The sequence below is a fragment of the Shinella yambaruensis genome (genome assembly GCF_050859155.1).
Taxonomy (GTDB): Bacteria; Pseudomonadota; Alphaproteobacteria; order Rhizobiales; family Rhizobiaceae; genus Shinella; species Shinella yambaruensis.
In genome coordinates, this window is the sequence record NZ_CP150638.1 from 2,541,560 (window position 1) to 2,567,898 (window position 26,339).

At 66.2% G+C, this 26,339-nt stretch carries 24 protein-coding genes and 1 other RNA gene; 4 read left to right on the top strand and 21 right to left on the bottom strand.

Annotation, left to right across the window (positions count from 1 at the left end; all coding sequences use genetic code 11):
- Positions 1–24: 24 nt before the first annotated feature.
- The 19 genes from aqpZ (WMC41_RS12565) to WMC41_RS12655 all read right to left on the bottom strand — a co-directional run bounded on the left by aqpZ (WMC41_RS12565) (position 25) and on the right by WMC41_RS12655 (position 20,432).
- Complete coding sequence (gene aqpZ, locus WMC41_RS12565) at positions 25–711, bottom strand: aquaporin Z (RefSeq protein ID WP_244766780.1); 687 nt, start codon at positions 709–711, stop codon at positions 25–27.
- 130 nt (positions 712–841) lie between these two features.
- Positions 842–1,576, bottom strand: coding sequence for an aquaporin Z (gene aqpZ, locus WMC41_RS12570; protein WP_272805851.1), 735 nt, complete (start codon positions 1,574–1,576; stop codon positions 842–844).
- Between the two features lie 134 nt (positions 1,577–1,710).
- Positions 1,711–2,685, bottom strand: a complete 975-nt coding sequence (murB, locus tag WMC41_RS12575) for a UDP-N-acetylmuramate dehydrogenase (RefSeq protein ID WP_288079936.1) — start codon at positions 2,683–2,685, stop codon at positions 1,711–1,713.
- Complete coding sequence (murC, locus tag WMC41_RS12580) at positions 2,682–4,097, bottom strand: UDP-N-acetylmuramate--L-alanine ligase (RefSeq protein WP_432343596.1); 1,416 nt, start codon at positions 4,095–4,097, stop codon at positions 2,682–2,684. Before murC ends, murB begins: the two co-directional genes overlap by 4 nt.
- Positions 4,094–5,230 carry an undecaprenyldiphospho-muramoylpentapeptide beta-N-acetylglucosaminyltransferase gene (murG, locus tag WMC41_RS12585; RefSeq protein ID WP_432343599.1) on the bottom strand — a complete coding sequence of 379 codons (1,137 nt, stop codon included), beginning with the start codon at positions 5,228–5,230 and terminating at the stop codon, positions 4,094–4,096. Before murG ends, murC begins: the two co-directional genes overlap by 4 nt.
- 178 nt (positions 5,231–5,408) lie before the next feature.
- Positions 5,409–6,563 carry a putative lipid II flippase FtsW gene (gene ftsW, locus WMC41_RS12590; protein ID WP_244766785.1) on the bottom strand — a complete coding sequence of 385 codons (1,155 nt, stop codon included), beginning with the start codon at positions 6,561–6,563 and terminating at the stop codon, positions 5,409–5,411.
- Positions 6,564–6,736: 173 nt separating this feature from the next.
- Positions 6,737–8,134, bottom strand: a complete 1,398-nt coding sequence (murD, locus tag WMC41_RS12595) for a UDP-N-acetylmuramoyl-L-alanine--D-glutamate ligase (RefSeq protein ID WP_432343601.1) — start codon at positions 8,132–8,134, stop codon at positions 6,737–6,739.
- Between the two features lie 7 nt (positions 8,135–8,141).
- Positions 8,142–9,242, bottom strand: a complete 1,101-nt coding sequence (mraY, locus tag WMC41_RS12600; protein WP_244766787.1) for a phospho-N-acetylmuramoyl-pentapeptide-transferase — start codon at positions 9,240–9,242, stop codon at positions 8,142–8,144.
- Between the two features lie 116 nt (positions 9,243–9,358).
- Positions 9,359–10,792, bottom strand: a complete 1,434-nt coding sequence (locus tag WMC41_RS12605; protein ID WP_432343604.1) for a UDP-N-acetylmuramoylalanyl-D-glutamyl-2,6-diaminopimelate--D-alanyl-D-alanine ligase — start codon at positions 10,790–10,792, stop codon at positions 9,359–9,361.
- Positions 10,789–12,240, bottom strand: coding sequence for a UDP-N-acetylmuramoyl-L-alanyl-D-glutamate--2,6-diaminopimelate ligase (locus tag WMC41_RS12610; protein ID WP_432343606.1), 1,452 nt, complete (start codon positions 12,238–12,240; stop codon positions 10,789–10,791). Before WMC41_RS12610 ends, WMC41_RS12605 begins: the two co-directional genes overlap by 4 nt.
- A 64-nt stretch (positions 12,241–12,304) precedes the next feature.
- Positions 12,305–14,053 carry a peptidoglycan D,D-transpeptidase FtsI family protein gene (locus WMC41_RS12615; protein ID WP_272805858.1) on the bottom strand — a complete coding sequence of 583 codons (1,749 nt, stop codon included), beginning with the start codon at positions 14,051–14,053 and terminating at the stop codon, positions 12,305–12,307.
- Positions 14,053–14,445, bottom strand: a complete 393-nt coding sequence (ftsL, locus tag WMC41_RS12620) for a cell division protein FtsL (RefSeq protein ID WP_432343610.1) — start codon at positions 14,443–14,445, stop codon at positions 14,053–14,055. The genes WMC41_RS12615 and ftsL overlap by 1 nt, the downstream gene beginning before the upstream one ends.
- A gap of 3 nt (positions 14,446–14,448) precedes the next feature.
- Positions 14,449–15,474, bottom strand: a complete 1,026-nt coding sequence (gene rsmH / locus WMC41_RS12625) for a 16S rRNA (cytosine(1402)-N(4))-methyltransferase RsmH (RefSeq protein ID WP_432343613.1) — start codon at positions 15,472–15,474, stop codon at positions 14,449–14,451.
- Positions 15,475–15,488: 14 nt separating this feature from the next.
- The gene (gene mraZ / locus WMC41_RS12630; RefSeq protein WP_244766793.1) at positions 15,489–15,929 is read right to left on the bottom strand and encodes a division/cell wall cluster transcriptional repressor MraZ; all 441 of its coding nucleotides are present in this window, start codon (positions 15,927–15,929) and stop codon (positions 15,489–15,491) included.
- Between the two features lie 421 nt (positions 15,930–16,350).
- Positions 16,351–16,746: RNase P RNA component class A (gene rnpB, locus WMC41_RS12635), an RNA gene on the bottom strand.
- Positions 16,747–16,787: 41 nt separating this feature from the next.
- Positions 16,788–17,969, bottom strand: a complete 1,182-nt coding sequence (locus tag WMC41_RS12640) for an NAD(P)/FAD-dependent oxidoreductase (protein ID WP_432343616.1) — start codon at positions 17,967–17,969, stop codon at positions 16,788–16,790.
- A gap of 73 nt (positions 17,970–18,042) precedes the next feature.
- Positions 18,043–18,705 carry a lytic transglycosylase domain-containing protein gene (locus tag WMC41_RS12645; RefSeq protein WP_432343619.1) on the bottom strand — a complete coding sequence of 221 codons (663 nt, stop codon included), beginning with the start codon at positions 18,703–18,705 and terminating at the stop codon, positions 18,043–18,045.
- 225 nt (positions 18,706–18,930) lie between these two features.
- Positions 18,931–19,695 carry an N-acetylmuramoyl-L-alanine amidase gene (locus tag WMC41_RS12650; protein ID WP_432343622.1) on the bottom strand — a complete coding sequence of 255 codons (765 nt, stop codon included), beginning with the start codon at positions 19,693–19,695 and terminating at the stop codon, positions 18,931–18,933.
- A complete protein-coding gene (locus tag WMC41_RS12655; protein WP_272805862.1) occupies positions 19,692–20,432 on the bottom strand; it encodes a J domain-containing protein in 741 nt (246 codons plus the stop codon). The genes WMC41_RS12650 and WMC41_RS12655 overlap by 4 nt, the downstream gene beginning before the upstream one ends.
- 238 nt (positions 20,433–20,670) lie before the next feature.
- Here WMC41_RS12655 and WMC41_RS12660 point away from each other — a divergent pair, with 238 nt between their 5' ends.
- From WMC41_RS12660 to WMC41_RS12670, 3 genes are all read left to right on the top strand, one after another.
- Positions 20,671–21,885, top strand: a complete 1,215-nt coding sequence (locus WMC41_RS12660) for a pyrophosphate--fructose-6-phosphate 1-phosphotransferase (RefSeq protein WP_432343626.1) — start codon at positions 20,671–20,673, stop codon at positions 21,883–21,885.
- 82 nt (positions 21,886–21,967) lie between these two features.
- Positions 21,968–22,597 carry a LysE family translocator gene (locus WMC41_RS12665; protein ID WP_244766799.1) on the top strand — a complete coding sequence of 210 codons (630 nt, stop codon included), beginning with the start codon at positions 21,968–21,970 and terminating at the stop codon, positions 22,595–22,597.
- Positions 22,598–22,729: 132 nt separating this feature from the next.
- On the top strand, positions 22,730–23,659 hold the full coding sequence (locus tag WMC41_RS12670) for a lytic transglycosylase domain-containing protein (RefSeq protein ID WP_272805864.1): 930 nt from the start codon (positions 22,730–22,732) through the stop codon (positions 23,657–23,659).
- A gap of 190 nt (positions 23,660–23,849) precedes the next feature.
- On the opposite strand, the gene WMC41_RS12675 is transcribed toward WMC41_RS12670, so the two are convergent.
- Positions 23,850–24,437 (bottom strand): GNAT family N-acetyltransferase, encoded by a 588-nt coding sequence (locus WMC41_RS12675; protein ID WP_432343629.1) that lies wholly within the window; start codon positions 24,435–24,437, stop codon positions 23,850–23,852.
- Positions 24,438–24,520: 83 nt separating this feature from the next.
- On the opposite strand from WMC41_RS12675, the gene WMC41_RS12680 reads away from it, so the two are divergent.
- Complete coding sequence (locus WMC41_RS12680; RefSeq protein ID WP_064332563.1) at positions 24,521–24,922, top strand: ketosteroid isomerase-related protein; 402 nt, start codon at positions 24,521–24,523, stop codon at positions 24,920–24,922.
- On the opposite strand, the gene WMC41_RS12685 is transcribed toward WMC41_RS12680, so the two are convergent.
- Positions 24,907–26,313 (bottom strand): serine hydrolase domain-containing protein, encoded by a 1,407-nt coding sequence (locus WMC41_RS12685; RefSeq protein ID WP_432343632.1) that lies wholly within the window; start codon positions 26,311–26,313, stop codon positions 24,907–24,909. The two genes, WMC41_RS12680 and WMC41_RS12685, sit on opposite strands and share 16 nt — an antisense overlap.
- Between the last annotated feature and the right edge of the window lie 26 nt (positions 26,314–26,339).

A 26,339-nucleotide genomic window follows, 5' to 3' on the forward strand; every position in this document is an offset into this window, starting at 1 on the left:
GCGGCGGGTTCTTTTTTTCCGCGATCAGTCGTCCTCGCCGACAACCTTCCAGATCACCGCGCCGATCACCGCGCCGAGGACCGGAGCGAGCCAGAACAGCCAAAGCTGCGAAAGCGCCGCCGTATCGGCAAAGAGCGCGACGCCGGTCGAGCGGGCCGGATTGACCGAGGTGTTCGTCACCGGGATCGAGATGAGATGGATCAGCGTCAGGCCGAGGCCGATGGCGATCGGTGCGAAGCCGACCGGCGCACGGCCATGGGTCGAACCGAGGATGATGATGAGGAAGAAGGCCGTCAGCACCACTTCGGCAACCAGCGCCGCCGTCAGCGAATAGCCGCCGGGTGACAGGTCGCCATACCCGTTCGAGGCGAATCCGCCCGCCTGGAAGCCCGTCTTGCCGGAAGCGATGAGATAAAGCACCACCGCCGCGACGACCGCGCCCACGACCTGCGCCACGATATAGGGCACAAGGCTGGACGCCGGGAACTTGCCGGCCACCGTCAGGCCCACGGAGACGGCCGGGTTGAAGTGCCCGCCGGAAATGCCGCCGACCGTATAGGCCATGGTGAGCACCGTAAGGCCGAAGGCGAAGGCGACACCGAGATGGCCGATGCCGACCTCCGGGAAGGCGGCGGCCAGCACCGCGCTGCCGCAACCGCCGAAGACGAGCCAGAACGTGCCGAGGAATTCGGCTGAGAGTTTCTTGAACATGAATGCCCCCTGGTCAAAACCCCGCTGGAGCGGGGCTTCATCGCGCAACCAACGCGCGACCGAGCATAGCCTTCGCTAAACCCGCATGAACAGGGGCTGAACGAAGAAAATGAATCTGCGCGCCTGCTAATCAAGCACGCATATTCGCCTTCAATGCAAGGGTGGGATCGGACTGCGCCGCGCCGCTTTCGCCGACCAGCCTCCAGGCCGCCGCGCCGACGACGGCGCCGAGCATCGGGGCGAGCCAGAACAGCCAGAGCTGCGAAAGCGCCGCCGTCTCGGCAAAGAAGACAACGCCCGTCGAGCGGGCCGGGTTGAGGGAGGTGTTGGTGACCGGGATCGAAACGAGGTTGATCGCCGTCAGGCTGAGGCCGATGACGATGGGCGCGACATCCACCGGCGCGCGGCGATGGGTCGAGCCGAGGATGATGAAAAGGAAGAGCGCCATCAGCACCACTTCGCTCACCAGGCCGGCCGTCAGCGAATAGCCGCCCGGGGAGAGATCGCCATAGCCGTTCGCGGCAAAACCGCCCGGCCGGAAGCCCGCCTTGCCGGAGGCGATGAGATAGAGAACGGCGCCCGCCGCCGTCGCACCCGCGACCTGCGCCACCATGTAGGGCAGGATATGGCCGGCCGGAAACCGGCCGGCGACGGCAAGGCCCACGGAAACGGCCGGGTTCATGTGCCCGCCGGAAATGCCGCCGATCGTGTAGATCATCGCCATCAGTGCGATGCCGGCGGCAAGAGAGACGCCGGCAAGGCCGATGCCGACCTGCGGAAAGGCAGCAGTCAATATCCCGCTGCCGCAGCCGCAGAAGACGAGCCAGAACGTGCCGATGAACTCGGCGGCAAGTTTCCTGTTCATGAATACCCCCATCAGGACCCTGGCATGCAGGGCCGTCGCGCGCCGGAGGCGCGACGTCACGCGGTTTCGTTTCGGTGAACTTGCCTGTGGGGGAGAGGGCGTTTCTCGAACGCCCCAGCAAGAATCGTGTCGGATCAGGCCGTTGCGCGGCCCAGGAACTCCTTGACCTCGTAGCCCGGCATGAAATTGCCGAGGCGCTTGATTTCCCATTGCAGCATGATGCCGGAATGCTCCAGCACGCGGCTGCGCACGGTCTCGCCGAGATATTCCAGCTCGTAGCCGGTGGCCTGGCCCGTGTTGATCATGAAATTGCAGTGCATCGGCGACATCTGTGCGCCGCCGATCATCATGCCGCGGCAGCCCGCCTCGTCGATCAGCTTCCAGGCCGAATGCCCCTCGGGGTTCTTGAAGGTCGAGCCGCCGGTCTTCTCGCGGATCGGCTGCACGGTCTCGCGGTGCTGGCGCACCGCATCCATCCTGCCGCGGATATCGGTCTTGTCGCCCGCCGCGCCCTGGAAGACGGCGTGGGTGAAGATCAGGTCGGACGGCGCGGCGGAATGGCGATAGGTATAGCCCATGTCCGCATTGGACAGCACATGCGGATTGCCCTTGCGGTCGATCGCGTGCACCTCCACGACAAGATCCTTGGTCTCGCCGCCATTGGCGCCGGCATTCATGCGCAGCGCACCGCCGATCGAGCCGGGAATGCCGTAATAGAACTCGAAGCCGGCAATGCCGTGGTCGAGCGCCATGGCGGCGATGTTCTTGTCCGGGCAGATCGCGCCGGCCTTGATCCGGTTCTCGCCCGCAAGCTCGACATCGCCGAAACCCTTGGCCGAGAGGCGGATGACGACGCCCGGAATGCCGCCGTCGCGCACAAGGAGGTTCGAGCCGACGCCGGTCACGGTGACCGGCACCTCCTCCGGCACGAGCTTGAGGAAGGTGGCGAGGTCCTCGCTGTCGTGCGGATGGAACATCAGCTCGGCAAGGCCGCCGGCGCGGAACCAGGTGACGCGGTCCATCGGTGCATCGGGCGTCAGACGGCCGCGGACCTCCTTGATCCCCTCGCCCAACGACGCCAGAAGTTTCGCACCATCCACCTGCTTCATGCCACCTGCCCCGAAATGCCTGCCAATTCCTTCGGCAGCGCCTGCGCCCAATACGTGATGCTGCCAGCCCCCAAGAGAACCACAAAGTCACCGGGCTTTGCAATGCCGGCGACGACGGGCGCCAAAGCTTCCGGCGAGGGCAGGAAGCGCGCATCCCGGTGGCCGGCGGATTTGATGCGGGAAACCATCTCCTCCGCGGTAACGCCCTCGATCGGGTCCTCGCCCGCCGCATAGATCGGCGCGATCATCACCGTGTCGGCCTCGTTGAAGCAGCCGGCGAACTCCTCGAACAGGCTCGCGACGCGGCTGTAGCGGTGCGGCTGGTGAACGGCGATGACGCGGCCCGCGCAGGCCTCGCGCGCCGCGCGCAGCACGGCCTTGATCTCGACCGGGTGGTGGCCGTAGTCGTCGTAGACGTTCACGCCGTTCCAGCTGCCGGTCAGCGTGAAGCGGCGCTTGACGCCGCCGAAGCCGGCAAGCCCCCGGGCGATCGCCTCCGGCGACATGCCGAGACGCTGGGCAACGGCGATGGCCGCGGTGGCGTTGGAAACGTTGTGGCGGCCCGGCATCGGCAGGCGCAGGTCCTTCAGCGCGATGACCTGGCCGGTGCGGCGGCGGCGGATCTCCACGTCGAAGACGGAGATCGCGCCGTCCATGCGGATATTGGAAAAGCGCACGTCGGCCTGCGGGTTCTCGCCATAGGTGATGACCTTGCGGTCCTCGATGCGGCTGACCATGGCCTGCACTTCCGGATGGTCGAGGCACATGACGCCGAAGCCGTAGAACGGCACGTTCTCGACGAACTGGCGGAAGGCCGCGCGCACGGCGTCGAAATTGCCGTAGTGATCGAGATGTTCCGGGTCGATGTTGGTGACGACGGCAATGTCGGCGGGCAGCTTCAGGAAGGTGCCGTCCGATTCGTCCGCCTCCACCACCATCCACTCGCCCTCGCCCATGCGCGCGTTCGTGCCATAGGCGTTGATGATGCCGCCATTGATGACGGTCGGGTCGAGCCCGCCGGCCTCCAGAAGCGTCGCGACCATCGAGGTCGTCGTCGTCTTGCCATGCGTGCCGCCGATGGCGATGGCATTGCGGAAGCGCATCAGCTCGGCGAGCATTTCCGCGCGGCGCACGACAGGCAGCAGCTTTTCGCGCGCCGCGACGAGTTCCGGGTTGTTCTTCTTGATGGCGGTGGAGACGACGACCACTTCGGCGTCGCCAAGGTTTTCCGCCTTGTGGCCGACGAAGACATCGATGCCCTTCTCGCGCAGGCGCTGCACATTGGCGCTGTCGGCCTGGTCGGAGCCCTGCACCTTGTGGCCGAGATTGTGCAGCACCTCGGCAATGCCGCTCATGCCGATGCCGCCAATGCCGATGAAATGAACGAGCCCTATGCTCTGCGGCATCTTCATGGCCGTTCTCCCTTGAATTGTGCGCCCTTGAACTGTGCAATGGGCCTGCCGCCCGCAATAGCCTCAACCATCGAGGCGAGCAAGCGCGCGGCGTCCGGTTTGCCCGCCTTTCTGGCGTTTGCGGCCATGGCCGCCATGCCCGCCGGATCATGCATCGCCTTGGAGACGATGCCCGCCAGGCGCTCCGTCGAAAGCTCTCCTTGCGCGATCACCTTCGCCCCGCCGCCCGAAGCCAGCGCCGCGGCATTCGCCGCCTGGTCGTGATCAAGCGCATAGGGATAGGGCACGAGGATGGCGGGACGGCCGATGACCGAGACTTCGGAGACCGTCGAGGCGCCGGAGCGGCTGATGACGAGATGGGCGTTGCCGATGCGCGACGCCATGTCGGTGAAGAAGGGCGAGACATCGGCCGGAATGCCGAGCTCGCCATAGGTGCGCACGACCTCGTCGCGGTCTTCCGGCCGCGCCTGCTGGGTGATTCTGAGCCGCGCCCGGTCGGCAGGTTCCAGCGCCGCGATCGCCGAGGGGATGGCCTTGGAGAAGAACTGAGCGCCCTGGCTGCCGCCGAAGACAACGAGGCGGAATTCGCCCTCCGCCGAGGCCTGGTAGGGAATGTCTGCGGCTTCGAGCACGGCGGGGCGGACCGGATTGCCCGTCGTCACCGTCTTTGCCGCATATTGCCCGCCCGTCTCCGGCAGGAAGCCGCCGGCAATCGCCTTCACGCGGTTCGCCAGCGCCTTGTTGGCGCGGCCCATCACCGCGTTCTGCTCGTGGATCATCGAGGGGATGCCCATGCCCGTCGCGGCGAGAAGCGGCGGGACGGTGGGGTAACCGCCGAAGCCGACGACCACCTTCGGCCGCAGGCGCGCCATCAGTCTGCGCGCGACGCGGATGCCTTTCCACAGCGTGAAGAGCGATTTCACGACGCTGACGGGGTTCTTCGAGCCGATCGTCGCGGAGGGAACGACATGGATCTCGTCTGCCGGGAACTTGCCCGCGAAACGCTCGGCGCGGCTGTCGGTGACGAGATGCACCGACCAGCCGCCGGCCTTCAGCTCATGGGCGAGCGCCTCTGCGGGAAAGAGATGGCCGCCGGTGCCCCCGGCGGCGAGGAGAACGATGCCTTTGCTCATGGAGTGCATGCCTTGTGCGTTGCGGAGGCATTACCCCCCTCTGCCCTGCCGGGCATCTCCCCCTCAGGGGGGTAGATCGGCTGGAGGCAAGACGGTGCCACGATTCGATCTCCCTCCTTGAGGGGGAGATGCCCGGCAGGGCAGAGGGGGGTGAAACCCACATGCGCCATCGAACCGGTCACTCCGCAGGCGCCACGATGCCGCCGCGGAAGAGGCTGCGCTCGGAGGCGCGCTTTTCCGGGCGGTGGCGGGTCAGCGCCAGGATGAAGCCGGCCGTCACGCAGATCGCGATCATCGACGAGCCGCCGTAGGAGATCAGCGGCAGGGTCATGCCCTTGGCCGGCAGCAGCTCGAGGTTCACGCCGATATTGATCATCGACTGCGTGCCGATCTGCAGCACGAGGCCGGCAACGGCGAAACGCGTGAAATCGTTACGCTCCTTGAAGGCATGGTTGAGCCCGCGCATCACCACGAAGGCGAAGATCATGACGATGACCATGCAGAAGAGGATGCCGAACTCCTCGGCCGCGACGGAGAAGATGAAGTCGGTATGGCTGTCCGGGATGATGCGCTTGACGGTGCCCTCGCCCGGCCCCTGGCCGAACCAGTCGCCGCGGATGATGGCTTCCCGCGCCGTGTCCATCTGGAACGTGTCGCCCTCGCCGGTCAGGAACTTGTCGATACGGCCGGCCACATGCGGCAGGAAGGTGTAGGCCGTCAGGAGGCCGCCGACGGCCGCGCCGCCGAGCACGATGATCCACAGCCACGGCATGCCGGCCATGAAGAACATGCCGCCCCAGACGGCGGCCGTCAGGATGGTCTGGCCAAGGTCTGGCTGGGCGACGAGCAGCGCCGCAACGATGCCGAAGAGGATGATGGCGAAGAGGTTGCCGGGGATTTCCGGCTGGCGGGCATGTTCGGCAAAAAGCCAGGCGCAGATGACGACGAAGGCCGGCTTCATGAATTCGGACGGCTGGATGGAGAAGCTGCCGATCGAGATCCAGCGCCGCGAGCCCTTGACCTCGACGCCGAAGAACAGCGCCAGCACCATGGCCGCAAGCGAGACGACGAGCAGGATCATCGCCGCGCGCCGCACCTGGCGGGGCGACATGAAGGAAATGCCGAACATCACCGCGATGGCCGGGATCAGGAACACGGCGTGGCGCTTGACGAAGTGGAAGCTGTCGAGCCCGAGGCGCTCGGCAACCGGCGGGCTGGCCGCGAAGGACAGCATGAAGCCAAGGCCCATCAACAGGATGAAGGCCGCCAGGAAGAACCGGTCTATCGTCCAGAACCAGTCCGCCAATGCACCACGTTCGGCACGACTAACCATGTCTCGTTCCTCTCACTGAGCGGTTCGGGTTCTGCTGCGTCCACTCCCTCTCCTCCGTCATCCTCGGGCTTGACCCGAGGATCCACGCGGCACGCACGGCGCAAATGGATCCTCGGGTCAAGCCCGAGGATGACGGAGAGGCAGGGAGCAAGGTCGCAAATCCCGATACCATCCTAAACCTCGACCAGCATGGACACGCCCGGCAGCGCCGAAACGTGTTTCACGAAGGCATCACCCCTGACTTCAAAGTTCTTGTACTGGTCGAAGCTTGCGCAAGCCGGGGAGAGCAGAACGGCAACCGGGCCGTTTCCTTCCCGCTCGGCATCCGCCGCCGCGTCCTGGACCGCCCGTTCCAGCGTGCCGGACATCGCGAAGGGCACGGCCTCGCCGAGCGTCGCCGCGAAGGCGGGCGCCGCCTCGCCGATGAGATAGGCCTTGGCGATCTTCGGAAAGAAGGCACCGAGCGAGGAAATCCCGCCCTCCTTCGGCACGCCGCCGGCGATCCAGTAGATGCGCTCGAAGCTCGACAGCGCCGGCGCGGCCGCATCGGCATTCGTCGCCTTCGAATCGTTGACGAACAGCGTCTCGCCCTTGCGCCCGACCGGCTGCATGCGGTGCCTGAGGCCCGGGAAGGAGGCAAGGCCGGCGCGGATCTCGTCCTCACTGAGGCCGACCGCAAGGCACGCGGCGACGGCGGCGGCGGCGTTCTGCGCATTGTGGGCGCCGCGCAGGGTCTCGATCGGGGAAAGGTCCGCGATCACGCGGGTCGCCCCGCCCTGCGCCAGGATGAGGCGCGGGCCATCGGCATAGATGCCGTCGGCCAGCACGTTGCGCTTGGAGATGCGCACGACCTTCGTGCCGGCCCGCTCGACGCGGTCGGCGATGCGCTCGCAGAAACTGTCGTCGACGCCGACGAGCGCCGTCCGGCTGCCGGCGACAAGACGTTCCTTGACATCGGCATAGTGCTCCATCGAGCCGTGGCGGTCGAGATGGTCGGGCGTCAGGTTGAGAAGGATGCCGGCGGACGGGTTCAGCGTCGGCGCCAGGTCGATCTGGTAGGAGGAGCACTCCACCACGTAGAAGCGGCCGGCCTTCGGCGGATCGAGCGTCAGCACCGCCGTGCCGATATTGCCGCCGAGCTGGGTATCGCGCCCGCTCGCCTTGAGGATATGGGCGATCAGCGCCGTCGTGGTCGATTTGCCGTTCGTGCCGGTGATGGCGACGAAGGGGCAGTCAGGCGCATGCGCCCGGCGCTCGCGCGCGAAGAGCTCGACATCGCCGATGATCTCGACGCCGGCGGCGCGGGCAAGTTCCGCGCTCCAATGGGGTTTGGGATGGGTGAGCGGCACGCCGGGCGAAAGCACCAGCGCGTCCACGGCCTTCCAGTCGAGCCTGCGCAGGTCGCCCGTCCGGATGCCGGCGGACGACGCATTCTCGACGCTCGACGCGCTGTCGTCCCAGGCGATGACCTCGGCGCCGCCCGCGGCAAGCGCCAGTGCCGTCGCAAGGCCGGAGCCACCGAGCCCGAAGAGCGCGACCGTCTTTCCCTTGAAGGTGGTGACGGGGATCATGACCGGCTCACCGCAGCTTGAGCGTGGAAAGGCCGACCAGCGCCAGCACCACGGCGATGATCCAGAAGCGCACGACGACCTGGCTTTCCGTCCAGCCCTTCTTTTCGAAATGGTGATGGATCGGCGCCATCAGGAAGACGCGCCGGCCCGTGAGCTTGAAGGAGGCAACCTGGATGATGACCGACAGCGTCTCCATGACGAAGAGGCCGCCGATGATCGCCATGACGATCTCGTGCTTGGTGGCGACGGCGACCGTGCCGATGAGGCCCCCGAGGGCCAGCGAACCGGTGTCGCCCATGAAGATGGCGGCCGGCGGGGCGTTGAACCACAGGAAGCCGAGGCCGGCGCCGATGACCGCGCCGAGCACGACGGCGAGCTCGCCCGTGCCGGGCACGAAATGGATCTGCAGGTAGTTCGCGAAGACGGCGTTGCCGGCGAGATAGGCGATGACGCCGAACGAGGCGGCCGAGATCATGACGGGAACCGTGGCAAGGCCGTCCAGCCCGTCCGTCAGGTTCACCGCATTGCCGGCGGCAACGATGACGAAGCCGCCGAACAGCACGAAGAAGATGCCGAGATTGATCAGGAAATCCTTGGCGAAGGGAAAGGCGATGGAGGAGCCGAAGGTCGAGCCGGCCGCCCCCGTCGCAAGCGAGGCGCGCATCATGAAGTAGGTCGCCACGCCCGCGATGATGAATTCGAGGCCGAGGCGCGCCTTGCCGGAAAAGCCCTTCTCCGTCTGCTTGGTGACCTTGAGATAGTCGTCGTAGAAGCCGATCGCGCCGAAGCCGAGCGTCACGAGCAGGGTCGCGACCACATAAACGTTGGAAAGATCGGCCCAGAGCAGCGCGCTGCCGACGATGCCGGCAAGGATCATCAGGCCGCCCATGGTGGGCGTGCCGGCCTTCTTGAAATGCGTCTGCGGTCCGTCGGCACGGATCGGCTGGCCCTTGCCCTGGCGGATGCGCAGCGAGGAGATGATCATCGGTCCGAAGAGGAAGACGATGGTGGCCGAGGTGAACAGCGCAGCGCCCGTCCTAAAGGTAATGTAGCGGAACAGGTTGAACACCTGCACGGTGTCAGCCAGCTCGACGAGCCAAAGCAGCATTGTCACCCTTTCCCCAAAAGGTTCCCCGCATCATCCGCGGCGTGACCGACCGCGGACGGAGATGTCGATTCCATAAAAAAGAAGGCCCGGCGGGCATCTGCCCGGCCGAACCTCCCTCAAAGCTCGCGTTCCCTCTCCGGGAACGTCGGATATTTGTCAAGCAGGGCCGCCACGATACGGCTGAATCCCGTGCCCTTCGACGATTTCACGACCAGGACGTCGCCCGGCTGCACCGCATCGAGCGCATGGGCGGCAAGCGCGTCCGCCGTGTCGCGGTATTCCGTCGCCACGCCCTCCGGCAGCACATCCCGCAGCGCCGCCATGTCCGGTCCGCCGAGCCAGACGTCGCCGATGCCCGCCTCCAGAAGCGGTTCGGCAAGGCCGGCATGGGCGAGAGGCGAATGCTCGCCCATTTCCAGCATGTCGCCGAGCACGGCGATGCGCCGGCCCCGGCCATGCGGCTCGGCGTCGCGCAACAGCGCGATCGCCGCGCGCATCGAGGCCGGGTTGGCATTGTAGCTCTCGTCGATCAGCGTGAACCAGCCGCCGCCCTTGGCGAGCCGGTAGCGTCGTCCCCGCCCCTTCTCCGCCTGCATGGTGGCAAGCCCCGCCATCGCCTTCTCGATATCGCCGCCGGCAAGATGCACCGCGCCGAGCACGGCGACGGCGTTTTCGGCGATGTGCCGCCCGGGCGCGCCCATCGGCACTTCCAGCGTCTGCCCGCCGACCGCGGCGCGCAAAAGCCCGCCCTCGGCGCTCGGGATGAAATCGAGCAGGCGGAACTCCGCCTTGGCATCGGCGCCGAAGCTGTCGATATGCGAGACGCCGGCCGCCTCAGCCGCCTTTTCGAGGAAGGCGAACTGCTCGTTGTCGCGGTTGAGAAGGGCGTGTCCGCCCGGCACGACACCCTCGAAAATCTCCGCCTTGGCGGCGGCGATCTCCTCGAGATCGCGGAAATTGCCGAGATGGGCCGGCGCGATCGTCGTGACCATCGCCACATGCGGGCGCACCATGGCGACCAGCGGGCGGATCTCGCCGGGATGGTTCATGCCGATCTCGAAGACGCCGTAATCGGTGGTCTCCGGCATGCGGGCGAGCGTCAGCGGCACGCCCCAATGGTTGTTGAAGGAGGCGACGGAGGCATGCACGCTGCCGGAGGGGCCGAGCGCCTGGCGCAGCATCTCCTTGGTCGTCGTCTTGCCGACGGAGCCGGTGACGGCGATGATGCGGGCCGCGGTGCGGTCGCGCGCCGCGCAGCCGAGGTCGACGAGCGCCTGGAGCACGTCCGGCACCACGATCATCGGCGTGACGAGCCGGCCGAGCGCCGGCAGCTTGCCTTCGCTGACGACGAGCAGCGCCGCGCCGTTCGCGACCGCGAAGCTTGCGAAATCATGGCCGTCGACGCGGTCGCCCTTGATGGCGAAGAAGGCTTCGCCCGGCGCGATGTTGCGGCTGTCGATGGAAATGCCGGTGACGCCCTGCGGCAGGTTGCCGATGGGGCGGCCATTTAGGGCGGCGACAAGATCAGGCGTGGTCCAGAGCCATTTCAACGGTCGAGTTCCTCCAGGGCCTTGCGCAATTCCGCGTGGTCGGAGAACGGCAGCGTCACGGTGCCGACGGTCTGCCCCTCCTCATGCCCCTTGCCGGCGACGATCAGCGTGTCGCCGGATTGCAGCATGCGGACGGCGCTGCGGATCGCCTCGGCGCGATCGCCGATCTCGGTCGCGCCCCTGGCCGCCGCCATGATTTCAGAGCGGATGACTTCGGGCACCTCGGAGCGCGGATTGTCGTCGGTGACGACCACCACGTCGGCAAGGCGCGTTGCGATCTCGCCCATGATCGGCCGCTTGCCCTTGTCGCGGTCCCCGCCGCAGCCGAAGACCACGATGACGCGGCCCGTCGTGAAGGGGCGCACGGAGGTCAGCACGTTTTCCAGCGCATCCGGCTTGTGGGCATAGTCGACATAGGCGAGTGCGCCGTTCCTGGCGTGGCCCACCAGTTCGAGCCGGCCGGAGGCGCCGATCAGCTTCTCGAGCGCGGCCATGGCGACGGCGGCGGGAACGCCGGTCGACATGGCAAGGCCTGCCGCGACGAGCGCGTTCGCCACCTGGAAATCGCCGGCGAGCGGGATATGTACTTCATAGATGTCGTCGCCGACATGCACTTCGGCGGTCTGCTTGTGGCGGAAATGCTCGACGCGCTTCAGCGTCAAGTATTCGCCCTTGCGGCCGACCGTGCGCACGTCGAGCCCGGCCTTCCGCGCCGCCTCGATTGCAACGCCCGACCATTCGTCATCGGCATAGATGACGGCGGGCGCGCCCTTGGCGAGCAGCGTATCGAACAGCCGCATCTTCGAGGCCATGTAGTGCTCGACCGTCGGGTGGTAATCCATGTGGTCGCGGCCGAGATTGGTGAAGGCGGCGGCGGCAAGCTTCACGCCGTCGAGACGCGCCTGGTCGAGGCCGTGGCTGGACGCTTCCATCGCGGCATGGGTGACGCCGGCATCGGCAAGCTCGGCGAGCAGTTCGTGAAGCGACACCGGATCGGGCGTCGTCAGCGAGCCGTAGTCGTTGCGGCCGGGCGCGACGACGCCGGTCGTGCCGATCATCGCGGCGGCGTGGCCGGCATGGGCCCAGATCTGGCGGGTGAAGGAGGCGACGGAGGTCTTTCCGGCCGTGCCGGTCACGGCGACCATGGTTTCCGGCTGGCGGCCGTAGAAGCGGGCGGCGGCAAGTGCCAGGAACCGGCGCGGCTCGGCGACGGGGATGACCGGGACGGAGGCTTCGGCCGTGCTGCCGGCGGCAACGGCAACCGCGGCGGCGCCGCGCGAGACGGCATCGGCGATGAAGGCGCTGCCATCGGCCCTGGTGCCCGAGAGTGCAACGAAGAGATCGCCCGGCTTCACCTTCCGGCTGTCGCTGGTTATGCCGCCGATGTCTATCGCGGCTGCGGCGGAAAGGTCGTTGGTTTCGGGTCCGGCGAGGTCACTGATCTTCATTGTCCGCTCTGCTGCTTTCCAGTGGAAGCCGTTTCCATTCGAATCGGCCTCCCGTCTTCTCCATTCAATAAGACACAAGCAAGGCAGACCCGTCCTCACCAAATTTCGGCTTTACACCGAGAAGGGCGGCCGAGCGGCGGATGATCTCGCCGACCATCGGCGCGGCGTTGAGGCCGGCGGTGCGCCCCCCGCCCTCGCCCGTCTGCGGCGCGTCGATGAAGGTGAGGACCACATATTTCGGGTCGTCGATCGGGAAGGCGGAGAGGAAGGCGTTGAAGTTCTGGGTGTTGGAATAACGGCCGCCGACGACCTTGTTGGCCGTGCCCGTCTTGCCGCCGACATTGAAGCCCGGAACGAGCGCGCGGCGGCCGGAACCGTCGTTCGCGTTGAGCTTGAAGAGGTAGCGCATCTTGTCGCCGGTCTCCGGCTTGACGACGACCTTGGCCACCTCGTTCGCCTCCTCCACCGTGCGCGGCAGGAAGGTCGGGTTGATCAGGAGGCCGCCGTTCATCAGCGCCGCGGCGGCCACCGCCGTCTGCAGCGGCGTCGTCGAGACGCCGTGGCCGAAGGAGATGGTGATCGAGTTGATCTTCTTCCATTCGCGCGGCTGCGTCGGGGTCTTCACCTCCGGCAGCTCGGTTTCGAGCCGGGTCAGAAGGCCGAGCCGCGTCAGGAACTCCTTGTGGCCGGCAATGCCGACGACGTCGGCCATCTTGGCCGTGCCGATGTTGGAGGAGTACTGGAAGATCTCCGGCACGGTCAGCACGCGGTGCTTGCCGTGGAAGTCCTTGATGGTGAAACCGCCGATGCGGATCGGCGCGCGGGCGTCGAAGCTGTCGGTGATCTTCACCTTGCCCGAATCGAGCGCCATCGCCGTCGTGAAGCTCTTGAAGGTGGAGCCCATCTCGAACGTGCCGTTCGACATGCGGTTCATCCAGCCTTCCTTGGCGCCCTCGGCCGGGTTGTTGGGATCGTAGTCCGGCACCGAGGCCATGGCGAGGATCTCGCCCGTATGCACATCCATCACGACGGCGCCGGCGGCGATCGCCTTGTATTTCTCCATGCCCGTCGCCACGACGTCGCGCACGATGGCCTGGACGCGCAGGTCGATGGACAGGCGCACCGGCTCCAGCTTGGCATCGCTCGTCATGCCGATCGCGGCGAGGTCGGCGAGCCCCTGGTTGTCGATGTAGCGCTCCATGCCGGCAATGCCGCGGTTGTCGATGTTGACATGGCCGACGATGTGCGAGGCGGTGACGCCGCCCGGATAGAAGCGGCGCTTTTCCGGCCGGAAGCCGACGCCGGGAATGCCGAGCGCCAGGATGCGGCTCTGCTGCTTTGGCGTCAGCTGGCGCTTCAGCCACTGGAAGCGGGATTTCGAGGTGAGCTTGCGGTAGATGCCGCGCCGGTCGAGGTCGGGCATGACGGTGGCGAGCATTTCCACCGCCTCGTCCGCATCGACGATCTTGTGCGGCTCGGCGTAGAGCGAGACGGTGCGGATGTCGGTGGCGAGGATCTCGCCGTTGCGGTCGACGATGTCGGGGCGCGAGGCCATCAGGTGGTCGGCGGGGCCGATCGAGGACACGGTTTCGGGCGAGGCCATGCCATATTGCACGAGGCGGCCGCCGATGACCGCATAGACCATGCCGAAGCAGCAGATGATGACGGCGACGCGGCTGCGGGCCTGCGAGCCGGAGCGCTTGCGCGTTCCCTCGAAGGCATGGCCGCCATTGCCGGCCGCGCGGTTGTTGTTGCCGCCGGCGCTGAAATGCGCCTTGCTCTTGAGGTCCATGATGCGGGAGAGAAACGACATCAGTTTGCCACCGATCCGGTTTGGATTGCGTCCGTGTCTTTGGCTTTCTTCTTGTTCTTCTGGGCGACCTTCTCGTCCTTCTCCGGCGCCAGCGCCGGCAGTTCGGCCGTCGGCATGGGCAATTCGTTCGGCTGGGCGAGCTGGGTCGATTCGGTCGGCACGAGCTTCAGGTCGGCCTCGAAGGTCTTCACCAGGCGGTTCAGGCGGTTCGGCTGGGTCAGGAGAGCCCAGTCGGCCTTGAGGAGGTCGATCGTGTCCTCCTCCAGCTTGATCTCGGCGTCGAGCTTGCGCACCTCTTCCAGCTTGTTCTCGGCCTGGTGCTTGATCGAATAGGTGACGGTGGCGGCTGCCGTCATGACGGCGATCATCACGACATCAAGGGTACGGAACATCACTCAGCTTCCCATCTTCGCAAGGTCGGCAAGGTTCGGCAGGTTGAAAATGGACAGATCATCCGTCCCGGCGGGGGCGCTCGTGCGCTCGCCTGCCCGCAGCTTCGCGGATCGGGCGCGCGGATTGACCGCACTCTCCTCGTCGCCGGCCGCCACCATAGGGCGCCCGACTGGTGCGAAGGTTGCGGCCTTGTCGTGGACTTGCGGCAGATGCCTGGAGCCCGACGCCTTGCCGGCGCGATCCTGGAAGAATTTCTTGACGATCCGGTCCTCCAGCGAGTGGAAGGAGACGACGACCAGCCGCCCGCCCGGCTTCAACACACGCTCGGCGGCGAAGAGGGCTTCGGCAAGTTCGCCGAGCTCGTCGTTGACGAAGACGCGCAGCGCCTGGAAGACGCGCGTCGCCGGGTGGATCTTGTCCTTGGCCTTGCGCGGCGTCGTCAGCTCGATGAGGTTGGCGAGCTGGCGCGTCGTGGTGAAGGGTTCCTTCTCGCGCGCCTTCTCGATGGCGCGGGCGATGCGCCCGGCCTGCTTCTCCTCGCCAAGGAAGCCGAAGATGCGGATGAGATCGGAAACCTTTGCACGGTTCACCACGTCGGCGGCCGAAACGCCGGTGGCCGACATGCGCATGTCGAGCGGGCCGTTCTTCTGGAACGAGAAGCCGCGCTCGGCCTCGTCGATCTGCATGGAGGAGACGCCGATATCGAGCACGACGCCGTCGAGCCCGCCCGCGGGCGCGTGCTCGGCAAGCTCGGAAAAGCGCGAATGGATGAGGGTCAGCCGGCCGCCGGATGCTTCGACCAGCGCCTTGCCGCCGGCAATGGCGTTGGGATCGCGGTCGAGCGCGATGACGTCTGCCCCTTCGGCAAGGATCGCGGACGTATAGCCGCCCGCGCCGAACGTGCCGTCGAGGATGACCTGGCCGGGTTTCGGCGAAAGCGCCGCGAGGACCTCGGAGAGAAGAACCGGAATGTGACGGACCGGTCCGCCATCGGCATCAGAAAAACCTCCGCCAAGATCCGCCGCCATTCCGATTCTCCGTCTTACCCCAAGCCCAGACCTCGCGTCCTGAACTCTTCCCGGGCAGCCGCCTGCGTGGCTAGGAATGTCTGCGGTGCCCAGAGCTGAAAATGATCCGCCCGACCGACAAAGGTCACCTCCGCGGTGATGCCCGTATAGTCGCGGATGAAATCCGTGACCGGCAGGCGCCCTTCCGAATCGAGCTTCATGAAGACCCCGCCCCCGTGGACCAGGAGCGACATCCGGTTGGCTTGCGGCGAAAGAACGTCCTCGCTGGCGATCTGGCGCTCGAAACGATCGAGCAGATCCAGCCCGCCGACGCTGATCGCCGGAAACAAGAAATCCTGGAAGCAGTACAGCTCCCGGATGTCGCGCTGCGACAGGACGGAGCGAAAGGCCGACGGAACGGAGACCCGCCCCTTGGCATCGATCCTGTTTGTCGCATTCGACAGGAACCGGTTCATGACGCGATACAGCCGCTTCCAGAGCCCAGGCGCTGTGCATCCGCCCCGGCCGACCCAACACAACACCGCGCACGCAAGCCAGCCCTGATGCGTCGCCTACGCGCCGCACCGTCCCCAGCCGGTTAGCCTCAAAGCTTTGCGATGATCGGACGCTCATGCGTCCTCGTGCAGTGTGAGTTTGGGATACCATGGGACCATATGGGCGTCAATGGGAAGTGACCTCGTTCCCCGTGATGAGACCGTCAAATGTTTATAAGGCGTTAAGTTTAACAAATGGTTAGGAAACCCCTGCCAACGCCTTGTATTTGCGTGGGTCGGAACACCGCGGGCGTGCGTTTCGGCATGCGGCAAGCCATGCGCGAACCCCAAGGAATTCAGCGCATTAACGCGTCATGAAAAATCGTTCTTCAGGGGAGAGATTTTTGCCAGTTGGCCTGTAAGCCGGGTTCTGTATGGCTCCGGCTTGCGCCGGAACGTGGCAGCCATTCATCTGGGACCGGACTTGCGCCCGGCCTCTTGCAACCCACCCGGATGACCGGCCCGGAAACGGGCTGAAGCGCTTGCGCGCTTCGCGTCATCCCTATTCGGTTTTGCTCCCGGTGGGGTTTACCGTGCCGTCCATGTCGCCATGGCCGCGGTGGGCTCTTACCCCACCCTTTCACCCTTACCTTCCGGGGAAGGCGGTTTGCTTTCTGTGGCACTTTCCCTGGGGTCGCCCCCGCCGGACGTTATCCGGCACCGTGTTTCCGTGGAGCCCGGACTTTCCTCACCCTGCGGCCTTTCGGCCCTTGCAAGGCGCGGCTGCCCGGCCAACTGGCAGGCGCTGACTAACCGATACGGAAGGGAAAGACCAGTGTCTTAGCGGAAATGAACCGCGAAATCCGTCGTGTAGTCCGGTTCGTCCATCTTCCCGCGAATCACCAGGTCCGCGCCGATGCGGCCGATCTCGTCGGAACTCTTCGCCGCCGCCCCGTTGCCGCCGGTCAGGAGCGCGATGCGGTCGCTCCCCACGAAGCCGGCATAGGGATAGCCATGCACAGTATAGGTCGTGACACAGGGCGCGGAGACGAGGCGGACCGGATCGAGGTCGGGAATGGAGCGTGCAAGCAGGCGCTTCAGATGCACGATCGCCTCCGGGCGCCCCTCGCCGCGGAACCAATCGCGAATCGCCTCTTCCTCCTCGATCTCCACCTCGGTCGGGTCGCCGCCGATCTTCAGGTAGGAATGGCCGTCCGGATAGACGATCGGCGGCAGGAAGTAGAAATGATCGGTCGGGCCGGCGCTCTCGTCGATCCAGGACGGCATGGTGCGATAGGCCTCCGCCTGCTCGGGCGACAGCTGCGCCAGCACGACGGTGCGCGCCTTGATGGCAAGCGCCGGCACCTTCGGCAGGAGCCCCGGTGCGCGGGAGAAACTGCCGGTCGCCACCAGCACGCGCCCGCCGCTGACCGTGCCGCCCGCCTTCAACGCCACCGAAGCGCGGTCGCCGGCATCCGTTACCGACAGGGCATCGTCGGAAATGGAGACGCCGCCGGCCTTTTCCATGCAGGCGACCTGCGCCGCGACGAGCTTGCGCGGGTCGATATAGCCGGCGCCCTCCACCTCGAAGACGCCGGCGGAACTTTCCGGCAGGTCGAACCAGGGGAACCGCGCCCGCAGCGCCGCCCGGTCGAAAAGCGGCGCCTCCAGCGCATGGCGCTTCGCCACCGCCTCGACCGCATTGAGGAAATCGCCGCCGGCGGGGCCGCTGATCAGGCAGCCCGTCTCGCCGTAGAAGCCTATGCCGCTCTCCGCCTCGATGGCGCGGTAGCGGGCGATCGACCGCTTGGCGAGCAGCGCCCAGTCCGGGTCCTGGTCGATCGTGCGGGTGATGCGGCCGCTGTCATAATGGCTGGCGAAGACGCCGTCGTGCTTCTGCCAGTCGGCCGGCTCTCCCCGACCGACGAGCGCCACGGAAGCGCCCTTTGCCGTGAGGTGGCGCGCCGCCGCCGCCCCCATCATGCCTCTGCCCACGACGACGAAATCGAAATGCCGATTCATGCCCTACCCTCGCTTTTCACCGGTGGCATAGCATGGCCGCGGGCCGATTCCAGCCCGCGAAACGTCGCGCCGGTCAGTCGATGATGCTCTGCACCTTGCCGCAATAGCGCTTGGAGACCGGGTTCATGCGCTTGGCGCCATGGCCGGCATTGTAGCGCAGGATCGTGCCGCAGGTCGTGCCGCCGGAAAGGTCGTGCGCCATGGCGAGGTACTTCATGCCGAACTTGATGTTGGTCTCGGGATCGTAGAGGCCCTTGGCGCCGCCGCGGTAGCCCATCATGCGCGCCGTCGCCGGCTTGATCTGCATGAGGCCGATCTCGCCTGCGCTGCCGCGGGCGCGCGGGTTGAAGTTGCTCTCGACGCGCACCACCGCATGGGCGAGGTCGATGGGCACGCCATAGGCCTTGGCATAGGTCTGGATCAGGCCGGAATAGCCGGCCGTCTTGCGCTCCGCCGACAGCGGGTTCTCCGCCTTGGGATAGCCGGTCGTGCTCTTGTAGGTCTTCAGCCTACCGACGACCACGCCGTCCTTGTCGATGACGGTCTTGCGCTTGGTGCTGCGCTTGCTGGAAACCTTGCGCGGCTTTTCCTTGCCGGCGGCCTCCTGTTTTTCGGAGGTCTGGAACAGATACTGTTTCTTGGCCGGCCCCCGGGAAGGTTCGGCATGCGCCGTGGCGGCGGAAAGAACGGACACACAAAAGCAGGCCGCACCGAAGGCGGCAAGAAGTCTTCTCATCTAGTCATCGTCTCCAAAAGGCGCAAAGGCAGAGCCCCGGCCCGCGGCATCTCAAGCCGCGCAGCCCGCGCAAACGTCTCGATCCTCATTGATTGCGATCAGGCCCTGACCGCATGCTGCGCTGCAATGAACGCAGGCGGAAAGAACATGCCCAATCGGGTCAGGATGTGGCGAAACGGTAAACTTCTGTTACAGACCGTAATATTCGAATATTCGGATAGACTGTCAGGCGGCCAGCCGCGGCAGCGCGGAAAGCAGCCGGTGCAGCGTGTCGATGGTCGAAAAATCGGCAATGCCATCGACGCGTTCCGGCCGGAAATGGCGCTGGAAAGCAGCGACGGCGCCTTCCGTTTTTTCCGAGTAAACCCCATCGATTTCAGTGCCATAGCCGTAAAGCGACAGCATGGTCTGGAGGGCTTCGACCGGCTGGCCGGCATCCCCCTTCTGGAAGAACCGCCCGCCGGCGATCGGCGACGGCGCCACCCAGTGCCCGACCCCTCCGGCATGGAGGCGGCCCCAGGGGAATTTTTCACCCGGATCGACCTTGCGGACGGGGGCAACGTCGGAGTGCGCGAGCACCCGTTCGGGAGCGACCCCCCATCTCCTGCCACAATCGAGACACAGTTCGACGACCGCATCGACCTGCGCGTCGGGAAACTCCGGCAGCCCGCCGGGATGCCCGGCATTGGCGATCTCGATGCCGATGGAAGCCGAATTGATATCGGTCTCCCCCTTCCAGAAGCTTTTCCCCGCATGCCAGGCGCGGTCCGCCTCGCGCACGAGCTGCTCGACCCGCCCGTCCTCGTGCACGAAGTAGTGACAGGAGACCTGGCTCTCCGGCGCGCAGAGCCATTTCAGCGCACCGTCCGCGGTTTCCATGCCGGTATAATGCAGGAGGATGATATCCGGCGTGCGCCCGCCCGCCCGCGCGCCGAAATTCGGCGACGGCGCGGCGGTCGCACCAGGGTAGTCACATGTGAATGCGCTCATGCAGCGCAGCGTTCCTTCTCGATCGCCTCATAGGCAGCGTTGAGCGCGGCCATGCGGTCGTTCGCAATCTGACGGAACTCGGCCGGCACGCCACGCGCTACCAGCCTATCAGGATGGTGCTCCGAGGCAAGTACCCGGTAACGCTTGCGGATTTCCGCGAAGTCGTCGCTCGGCTTGACACCCAGCACCTTGTAGGGGTCGCGGCCGCTGGCATGGACGTGCCGCGCCGTGATCTGCTCGAAGCGCTCGTCCGCCATGCCGAATATCTCGGCGACGCGGCCGAGGAAGGCCATTTCCTTCTCGTGGATCAGGCCGTCGGCCTTCGCGATATGGAACAGGCCGTCGACGATGTCCTCGAGGATCGGGCAATTCTTCTCGCAGGAGACGCAGAGCGCCTTCATCTTCTCCGCATAGGCCTCGTAGCCGGCAACATCCTGGCGCGCGAGGTTGTAGAGCCGGGCGACATTGGCCGCCTGGTTGTCGGGATACTTGAAGATGTCCTTGAAGGCGTCGACCTCGGCGGTCGTCACGATGCCGTCCGCCTTCGCCATCTTGGCGGAAAGCGCGATCATCGCCACCGAGAAGGCGACCTGCTTGCGGGTTTCCGGGTCGCCCTCGAACAGCGTGCGCACGGCCTCGACCACGCCCGACAGCACATTGCTGGCGGCGTCCGAGACCATGCCGACGAGGCGATCCCATACGGCACTGATGAAGCAACTGGGCGAATTCTGGAACATAAGGTGATCTTGATCAGACAATTGCAGGGAAAGCAAGGCAGGAAATGGCTGGATGACAAAATTTTGATGCCCCTCAATAAGTGGAGGCATCAAATTTTCCGGGCGCCCGGTTTTCGCCTGTGGAGCATGAGAGATATCCGTCATGGAGTGCGGATAAGTTTGCCGCGCCGTTCCCCTGTCGGGGATTCTGCGCTAGAGCAACTGCACCATCGAGACGGGCTGACGCCGAGGAGGAATTATGGCCAAGCAGAAAGTCGCAATGCTGACCGCGGGCGGGCTCGCCCCCTGTCTGTCATCCGCCGTCGGAGGCCTCATCGAACGCTACAGCGACATCGCACCCGACATCGAGCTCGTCGCCTATCGCTCGGGCTACCAGGGCCTCCTGCTTGCCGACCGCATCGAGATCACCCGGGAGATGCGCGAGAAGGCGCCCCTCCTCCACCGCTATGGCGGCTCGCCGATCGGCAACAGCCGCGTCAAGCTGACCAACGCTGCCGACTGCGTGAAGCGCGGCCTCGTCAAGGAAGGCGAGAACCCGCTGCGCGTGGCGGCCGAACGGCTCGCCAAGGACGGCATCACCATCCTGCACACGATCGGCGGCGACGACACCAACACGACGGCGGCCGACCTTGCCGCCTATCTTGGCGCCAACGGCTACAACCTCACCGTCGTCGGCCTGCCGAAGACGGTCGACAACGACGTCGTGCCGATCCGCCAGTCGCTCGGCGCCTGGACGGCCGCCGAAGTCGGCGCCGGCTTCTTCGACCATGTCAGCAACGAGCAGAGCGCCGCGCCGAAGACCCTCGTCGTGCACGAGGTGATGGGCCGCCATTGCGGCTGGCTCACCGCCGCCACGGCGCGCGCCTATATCCAGAAGACCGGCGGCAACGACTATGTCGACGGCTTCATGATGAACAAGCAGCTCAAGAACATCGACGGCCTCTACCTGCCGGAGCTGGACTTCAACCTGGAAGCCGAGGCCGAGCGCCTCAAGGGCATCATGGACCGCGCCGGCTTCGTCACGCTGTTCGTCTCGGAAGGCGCCTGCCTCGATGCCATCGTCGCCGAGCGGGAAGCCTCCGGCGAAACCGTCAAGCGCGACGCCTTCGGCCATGTGAAGATCGACACGATCAATGTCGGCAACTGGTTCTCCAAGCAGTTCGCCGCCCTTCTCGGCGCCGAGCGCTCCATGGTGCAGAAGTCGGGCTACTACGCCCGCTCCGCCCCCGCCAACCGCGACGACCTCCGCCTGATCCAGAGCATGACCGACCTTGCCGTCGAAAGCGCGCTCAACAAGGTCTCCGGCGTCACCGGCCATGACGAGGGCCAGGGCGGCAAGCTGCGCACCATCGAGTTCCCGCGCATCAAGGGCGGCAAGCACTTCGACACCTCGGCAAAATGGTTCGGCGAAGTGATGGACACCATCGGCCAGAAGTGGAAGCCGGCGGCATAACGCCTTCACGCGAAAACGCTGCTTGACGGCGAAAATCCGTAGTGGCTTGCTCCCCGGATCGCACTCGATCCGGGGAGTTTTCATGTCCTTCGAACATTGGCTTGCCTTCGCCGCCGCCTCCGCCGTCATGCTGGCCATTCCCGGCCCGACCATCCTCCTCGTGATCTCCTATGCGCTCGGCCATGGCCGTCGCACGGCGGGCGCCACCGTCGCCGGCGTCGCGCTCGGCGACTTCACCGCCATGACCGCCTCGATGCTCGGCCTCGGCGCGCTGCTCGCAACCTCGGCGACGATCTTCACCGTGCTGAAATGGGTGGGCGCGGCCTATCTCGTCTGGCTCGGCGTCAAGCTGTGGCGCGCGCCCGTGGCGGCCGGCGCCGAGGGCGCGGCCCCGGCGGAGGAAAAACCCCTCCGCATCTTCGCCCATGCCTATGTGGTGACCGCGCTGAACCCCAAGAGCATCGTCTTCTTCGTCGCCTTCCTGCCGCAGTTCCTCGACCTCTCGCAGCCCGTCCTGCCGCAGATGGTGATCTTCGAGGTCACCTTCCTCGTGCTCGCGACGCTGAACGCCTTTTCCTACGCCCTGCTCGCCGCCGCGGCCCGCAAGACCATCCGCAAACCCTCGGTCCAGAAGGCCGTCAACCGCACCGGCGGCACGCTGCTGATCGGCGCCGGACTGCTCACCGCCGGCCTCAAGCGGGCGACCGCCTGACGCATGGCCAAGCCTACGGGTTGCCGCTTCGCGCCCGATCGGCTATGGACGGGGCACGGCCACGGCCGATTGATTTGCAAAGACGGGGGCGCTCCGGCGCCCGCGCACCCCGGCAAACCGAGAGCGACGACCATGGCTGATACCCCCGTTTCCCGTCCGGCACGCATTGCCACGCTTGCCTGCGCAGGCCTTCTTGCGACCCTTGCCGGCTGCGCCAGCGTCGCCGACGACGCGACCTCGGCGCGGACCGTGACGCCCGCATCGGCGGAGACCACGGATATCGCCGCCGCCGACGGGACGACGACGGAAGTCTCCTATGCCGCCCTGCCCGACGCCAAGCCGGGCACGGAAAACACGCCGGACGCCCTGCCGACGCCGATCGCCGTCGCGGCCGGCACCGCGGACGCCGCCGTTCCGGTCTCGGCCCTTGCGGAAGCCAGGCCCGTGACGGGCGCAGCCGCGGCCACCGCCGCGCTTGCCGGCAACGAGGCCGCAGGCGTCGCGACCGCGACGCAGCAGGGCTTCGACACCGTCATCGGCGTTTCCGTCATGGAACCGGGCTTCGACAGCGGCGAGCCGGAAGGCCTCGAACAGCTCGTCGCCAGCCGCAAGATCGTGCCGCTGGCAAAACCCGCGCTGGTCAGCAACGCCGTGCTGACGACGGAGACCCGCCTCCTCGTTCCGCAGGCCGAGCAGCCGTTCAAGAAGTCGGGCACGCCGATCGACGCGCTTATCAGCAAATATGCCGCGCTCTACGGCATACCGGAATCGCTCCTGCACCGCGTCGTCAAGCGCGAAAGCACCTACAATCCCAAGGCCTACAACCGCGGCCACTACGGGCTGATGCAGATCAAGTACGCCACCGCCAAGAGCATGGGCTACGAAGGCCCGGCCGAAGGGCTGTTCGACGCCGAGACGAACATCAAATATGCCGGAAAATACCTGCGCGGCGCCTGGATGGTGGCCGACGACAAGAATGACGGCGCCGTGCGCCTCTATGCGGCCGGCTATTACTACCATGCCAAGCGCAAGGGCCTCCTCGACGAGACCGGCCTGAGGTAAGGACTTGCCCCTCATCCGGCTGCCGCCACCTTCTCCCCGCAAGCGGGGCGAAGGGGATCGCGGAGCGGGTTTCCTCCCCATTGTTGCCTGAGTATCGGTGTCCGTACGATTTGCGGGAAGCCGGGTCGGCATAGGCCTTCTCCCTGCCTGCGGGAAGAAGGTGCCGGCAGGCAGGGAGAAGGGCAACCGCTCAGCGCGCGTCCTTAAGCCAGAACGTCATCGACTTTTCCGTCTCCTCCGCCTCGCCGATATCCTGCCAGGCGAGCAGGGTGCGCAAATCCGCGCGCCGTTCATAGCCGCGCTTTCCCCAGAATTCATCGAGCGGAACATAGTCCGCCGGCCGCAGCGGGTGATCCGCCGGACGGTCGACGGCGCAGAAGGCGCACCAGTCGAAGCGGCCGAGGCGGCGGGCATAGGCCTCGCGCTCCTCGAAGAACCGCACGCCGAACCCCCTGCCCCGATAGGCGGAAAGCAGCACGGATTCGCCGAAATAGAAGACCTTCGCCGGATCGATGCCCGCGGCAACGAACGGCACGCGGAAAACCTGCGAAGCGTCCGTCATCGGCACGCCCGTCGAGGCGCCGACGATGCGCTCTCCGTCCAGCGCCAGAACGAAGAGGCTTTCGGGCGATTGCGCATAGGTCGCAAGATAGGAGGCCTCGTAGTCCTCGCTGCCTTCGTAGAGGTAGGGGAAGGCGCGAAAGACCTCGATGCGCAGGCGCGCGAGGTCGACGATATGCGGCGTCACCGCGGTGCCATGGACTATCTTGATTTGCATGATCCCGTTAATATTCCCAAGAATTTGAACAATGCTATAAGGCGGACGGGCTTTGCCCGGAAGACAACGATATGAGGGATGACATGCCGGCAAAAGAGACGATCCGCGCCTACTACGATGCTTTCAACAGGCAGGACATGGAGGCCTTCTTCGACCTCCTGCACGAGGACGTCATCCACGACATCAACCAGGGCGGCCGCCAGGTCGGCAAGGACGCCTTCCGCGATTTCATGGCGCACATGAACCGCAGCTACCGCGAGACGCTGACGGACATCGTCATCATGTCGAACGACGACGGCACGCGCGGGGCGGCCGAATTCACGGTCAACGGCCAGTATCTCGCCACCGACGAGGGCCTGCCGGAGGCCAACGGCCAGACCTATGTGCTGCCCGCCGGCGCCTTCTTCGAGATCCGTGACGGCAAGGTCGCGCGCATCTCCAACACCTACAACCTCAACGACTGGATCGCTCAGGTCGGCGCCTGACCGGCCTCGAGGTCCGCCGCGTCCAGGATGTCGAGGACGCGTTTCACCAGCGGCTGGGGCCGGTAGCCGAGTTTCGACGGCGTCAGCCCCAGCCGGATCACCGCAAGCCCCTTGGACGGGATGATGGCGGCTGACTGTCCGTCGTGCCCCAGCATCCAGAAGGTCCCGTCCGGCAGGCCGTAATCCGCATCGCTCCGATCGCCCGGGCCTTTCGTCCAGGTCTGCATATGGCTGTAGGCCCCGCCCGAGGCTCTCGTCGGCATCGCCATGGCCCCGACGAAACCGGCCGGCAGCAGCCGGTTGCCCTTCCACACCCCGTCGTTGAGCAGGAAGAGCGAGAAGCGGGCCCAGTCGCGCGCGCTGGCATACATGTAGGACGAGCCGACGAAAATGCCGGTCTCGTCCGTTTCCATGACCGCGCTCGCCATTCCGAGCGGCGCGAACAGCGCCCGCGCCGGGAAGGACAGCGCCTGGCTCCGGCCGCCGAGCGCGCCCATCCAGATGCGTGACAACAGCACCGCCGTGCCGCTGGAATAGGTGAAGCGCTCGCCCGGATTGGCGTCGAGCGGCAGCGACAGCACGAAGCGCGACATGTCCGGCTCGAGGAACAGCATGCGCGTCACATCCGCCACGCTGCCGTAGCTCTCGTTGAAGGCGAGCCCGCTTTCCATGGCCAGGAGCTGGCCGAGGGTGATCTTCGAGCGACCGTCGCCGCGCCATTCCGGGAAGAGATTGTCCATGGCCGGCGTCAGGGCGCCGGCCTGCATCAGCCGGCCGACCAGCGCCGCGTTGACCGACTTCGTCATCGACCAGCCGAGCAGCGGCACCGCCTGCGAGAAACCGTCCGCATAGGCTTCCGCGACGATGCGCCCGCCATACACGACGACGATCGCACGCATGCCGGGACCGGCAAGCGCGGGATCGGCAAGAAGCGCGGCGATGCGCGCGTCCTGTGTCACCGCCTCGCCATCGGGCCAGGCGGCGGCCGGGTCCGCCGGCGGCACCTTGGGCAGGGCGACATCGGAAACCGCCTGCCGCGCCGCCTCGAAATCGCCGTCCGGCACGCCGGAGCAGCCGAACCCCTCGTGCCAGGCGGCGTAACCCGGGGCGAAGAGGCCGAGGAGGTGTGTCGTCACCGTCTTGCCGGCAAGATCGACATCCTGCCGCATGAGCTTCAGGAGCGGATGGCCGGGGGCCTGCACGTCCTCGGCAAGCACCTGTTGCGGGTCGCGACCGGAAATGAAGACGCTGGAGCAGACGATCTTGGCGGCATAGCCCGAACCGACGCTGAGCAGCGCGGGCGGCGATACGATGAGCCAGCTCGCCCCCACCAGCACGAAGAGGGCAAGGAGGGAAAGCGTCCAGGCGGCAAGCCTGTAGAATCGTCTCATACCGGCCTCTCCTTCCAGCCTCGAAG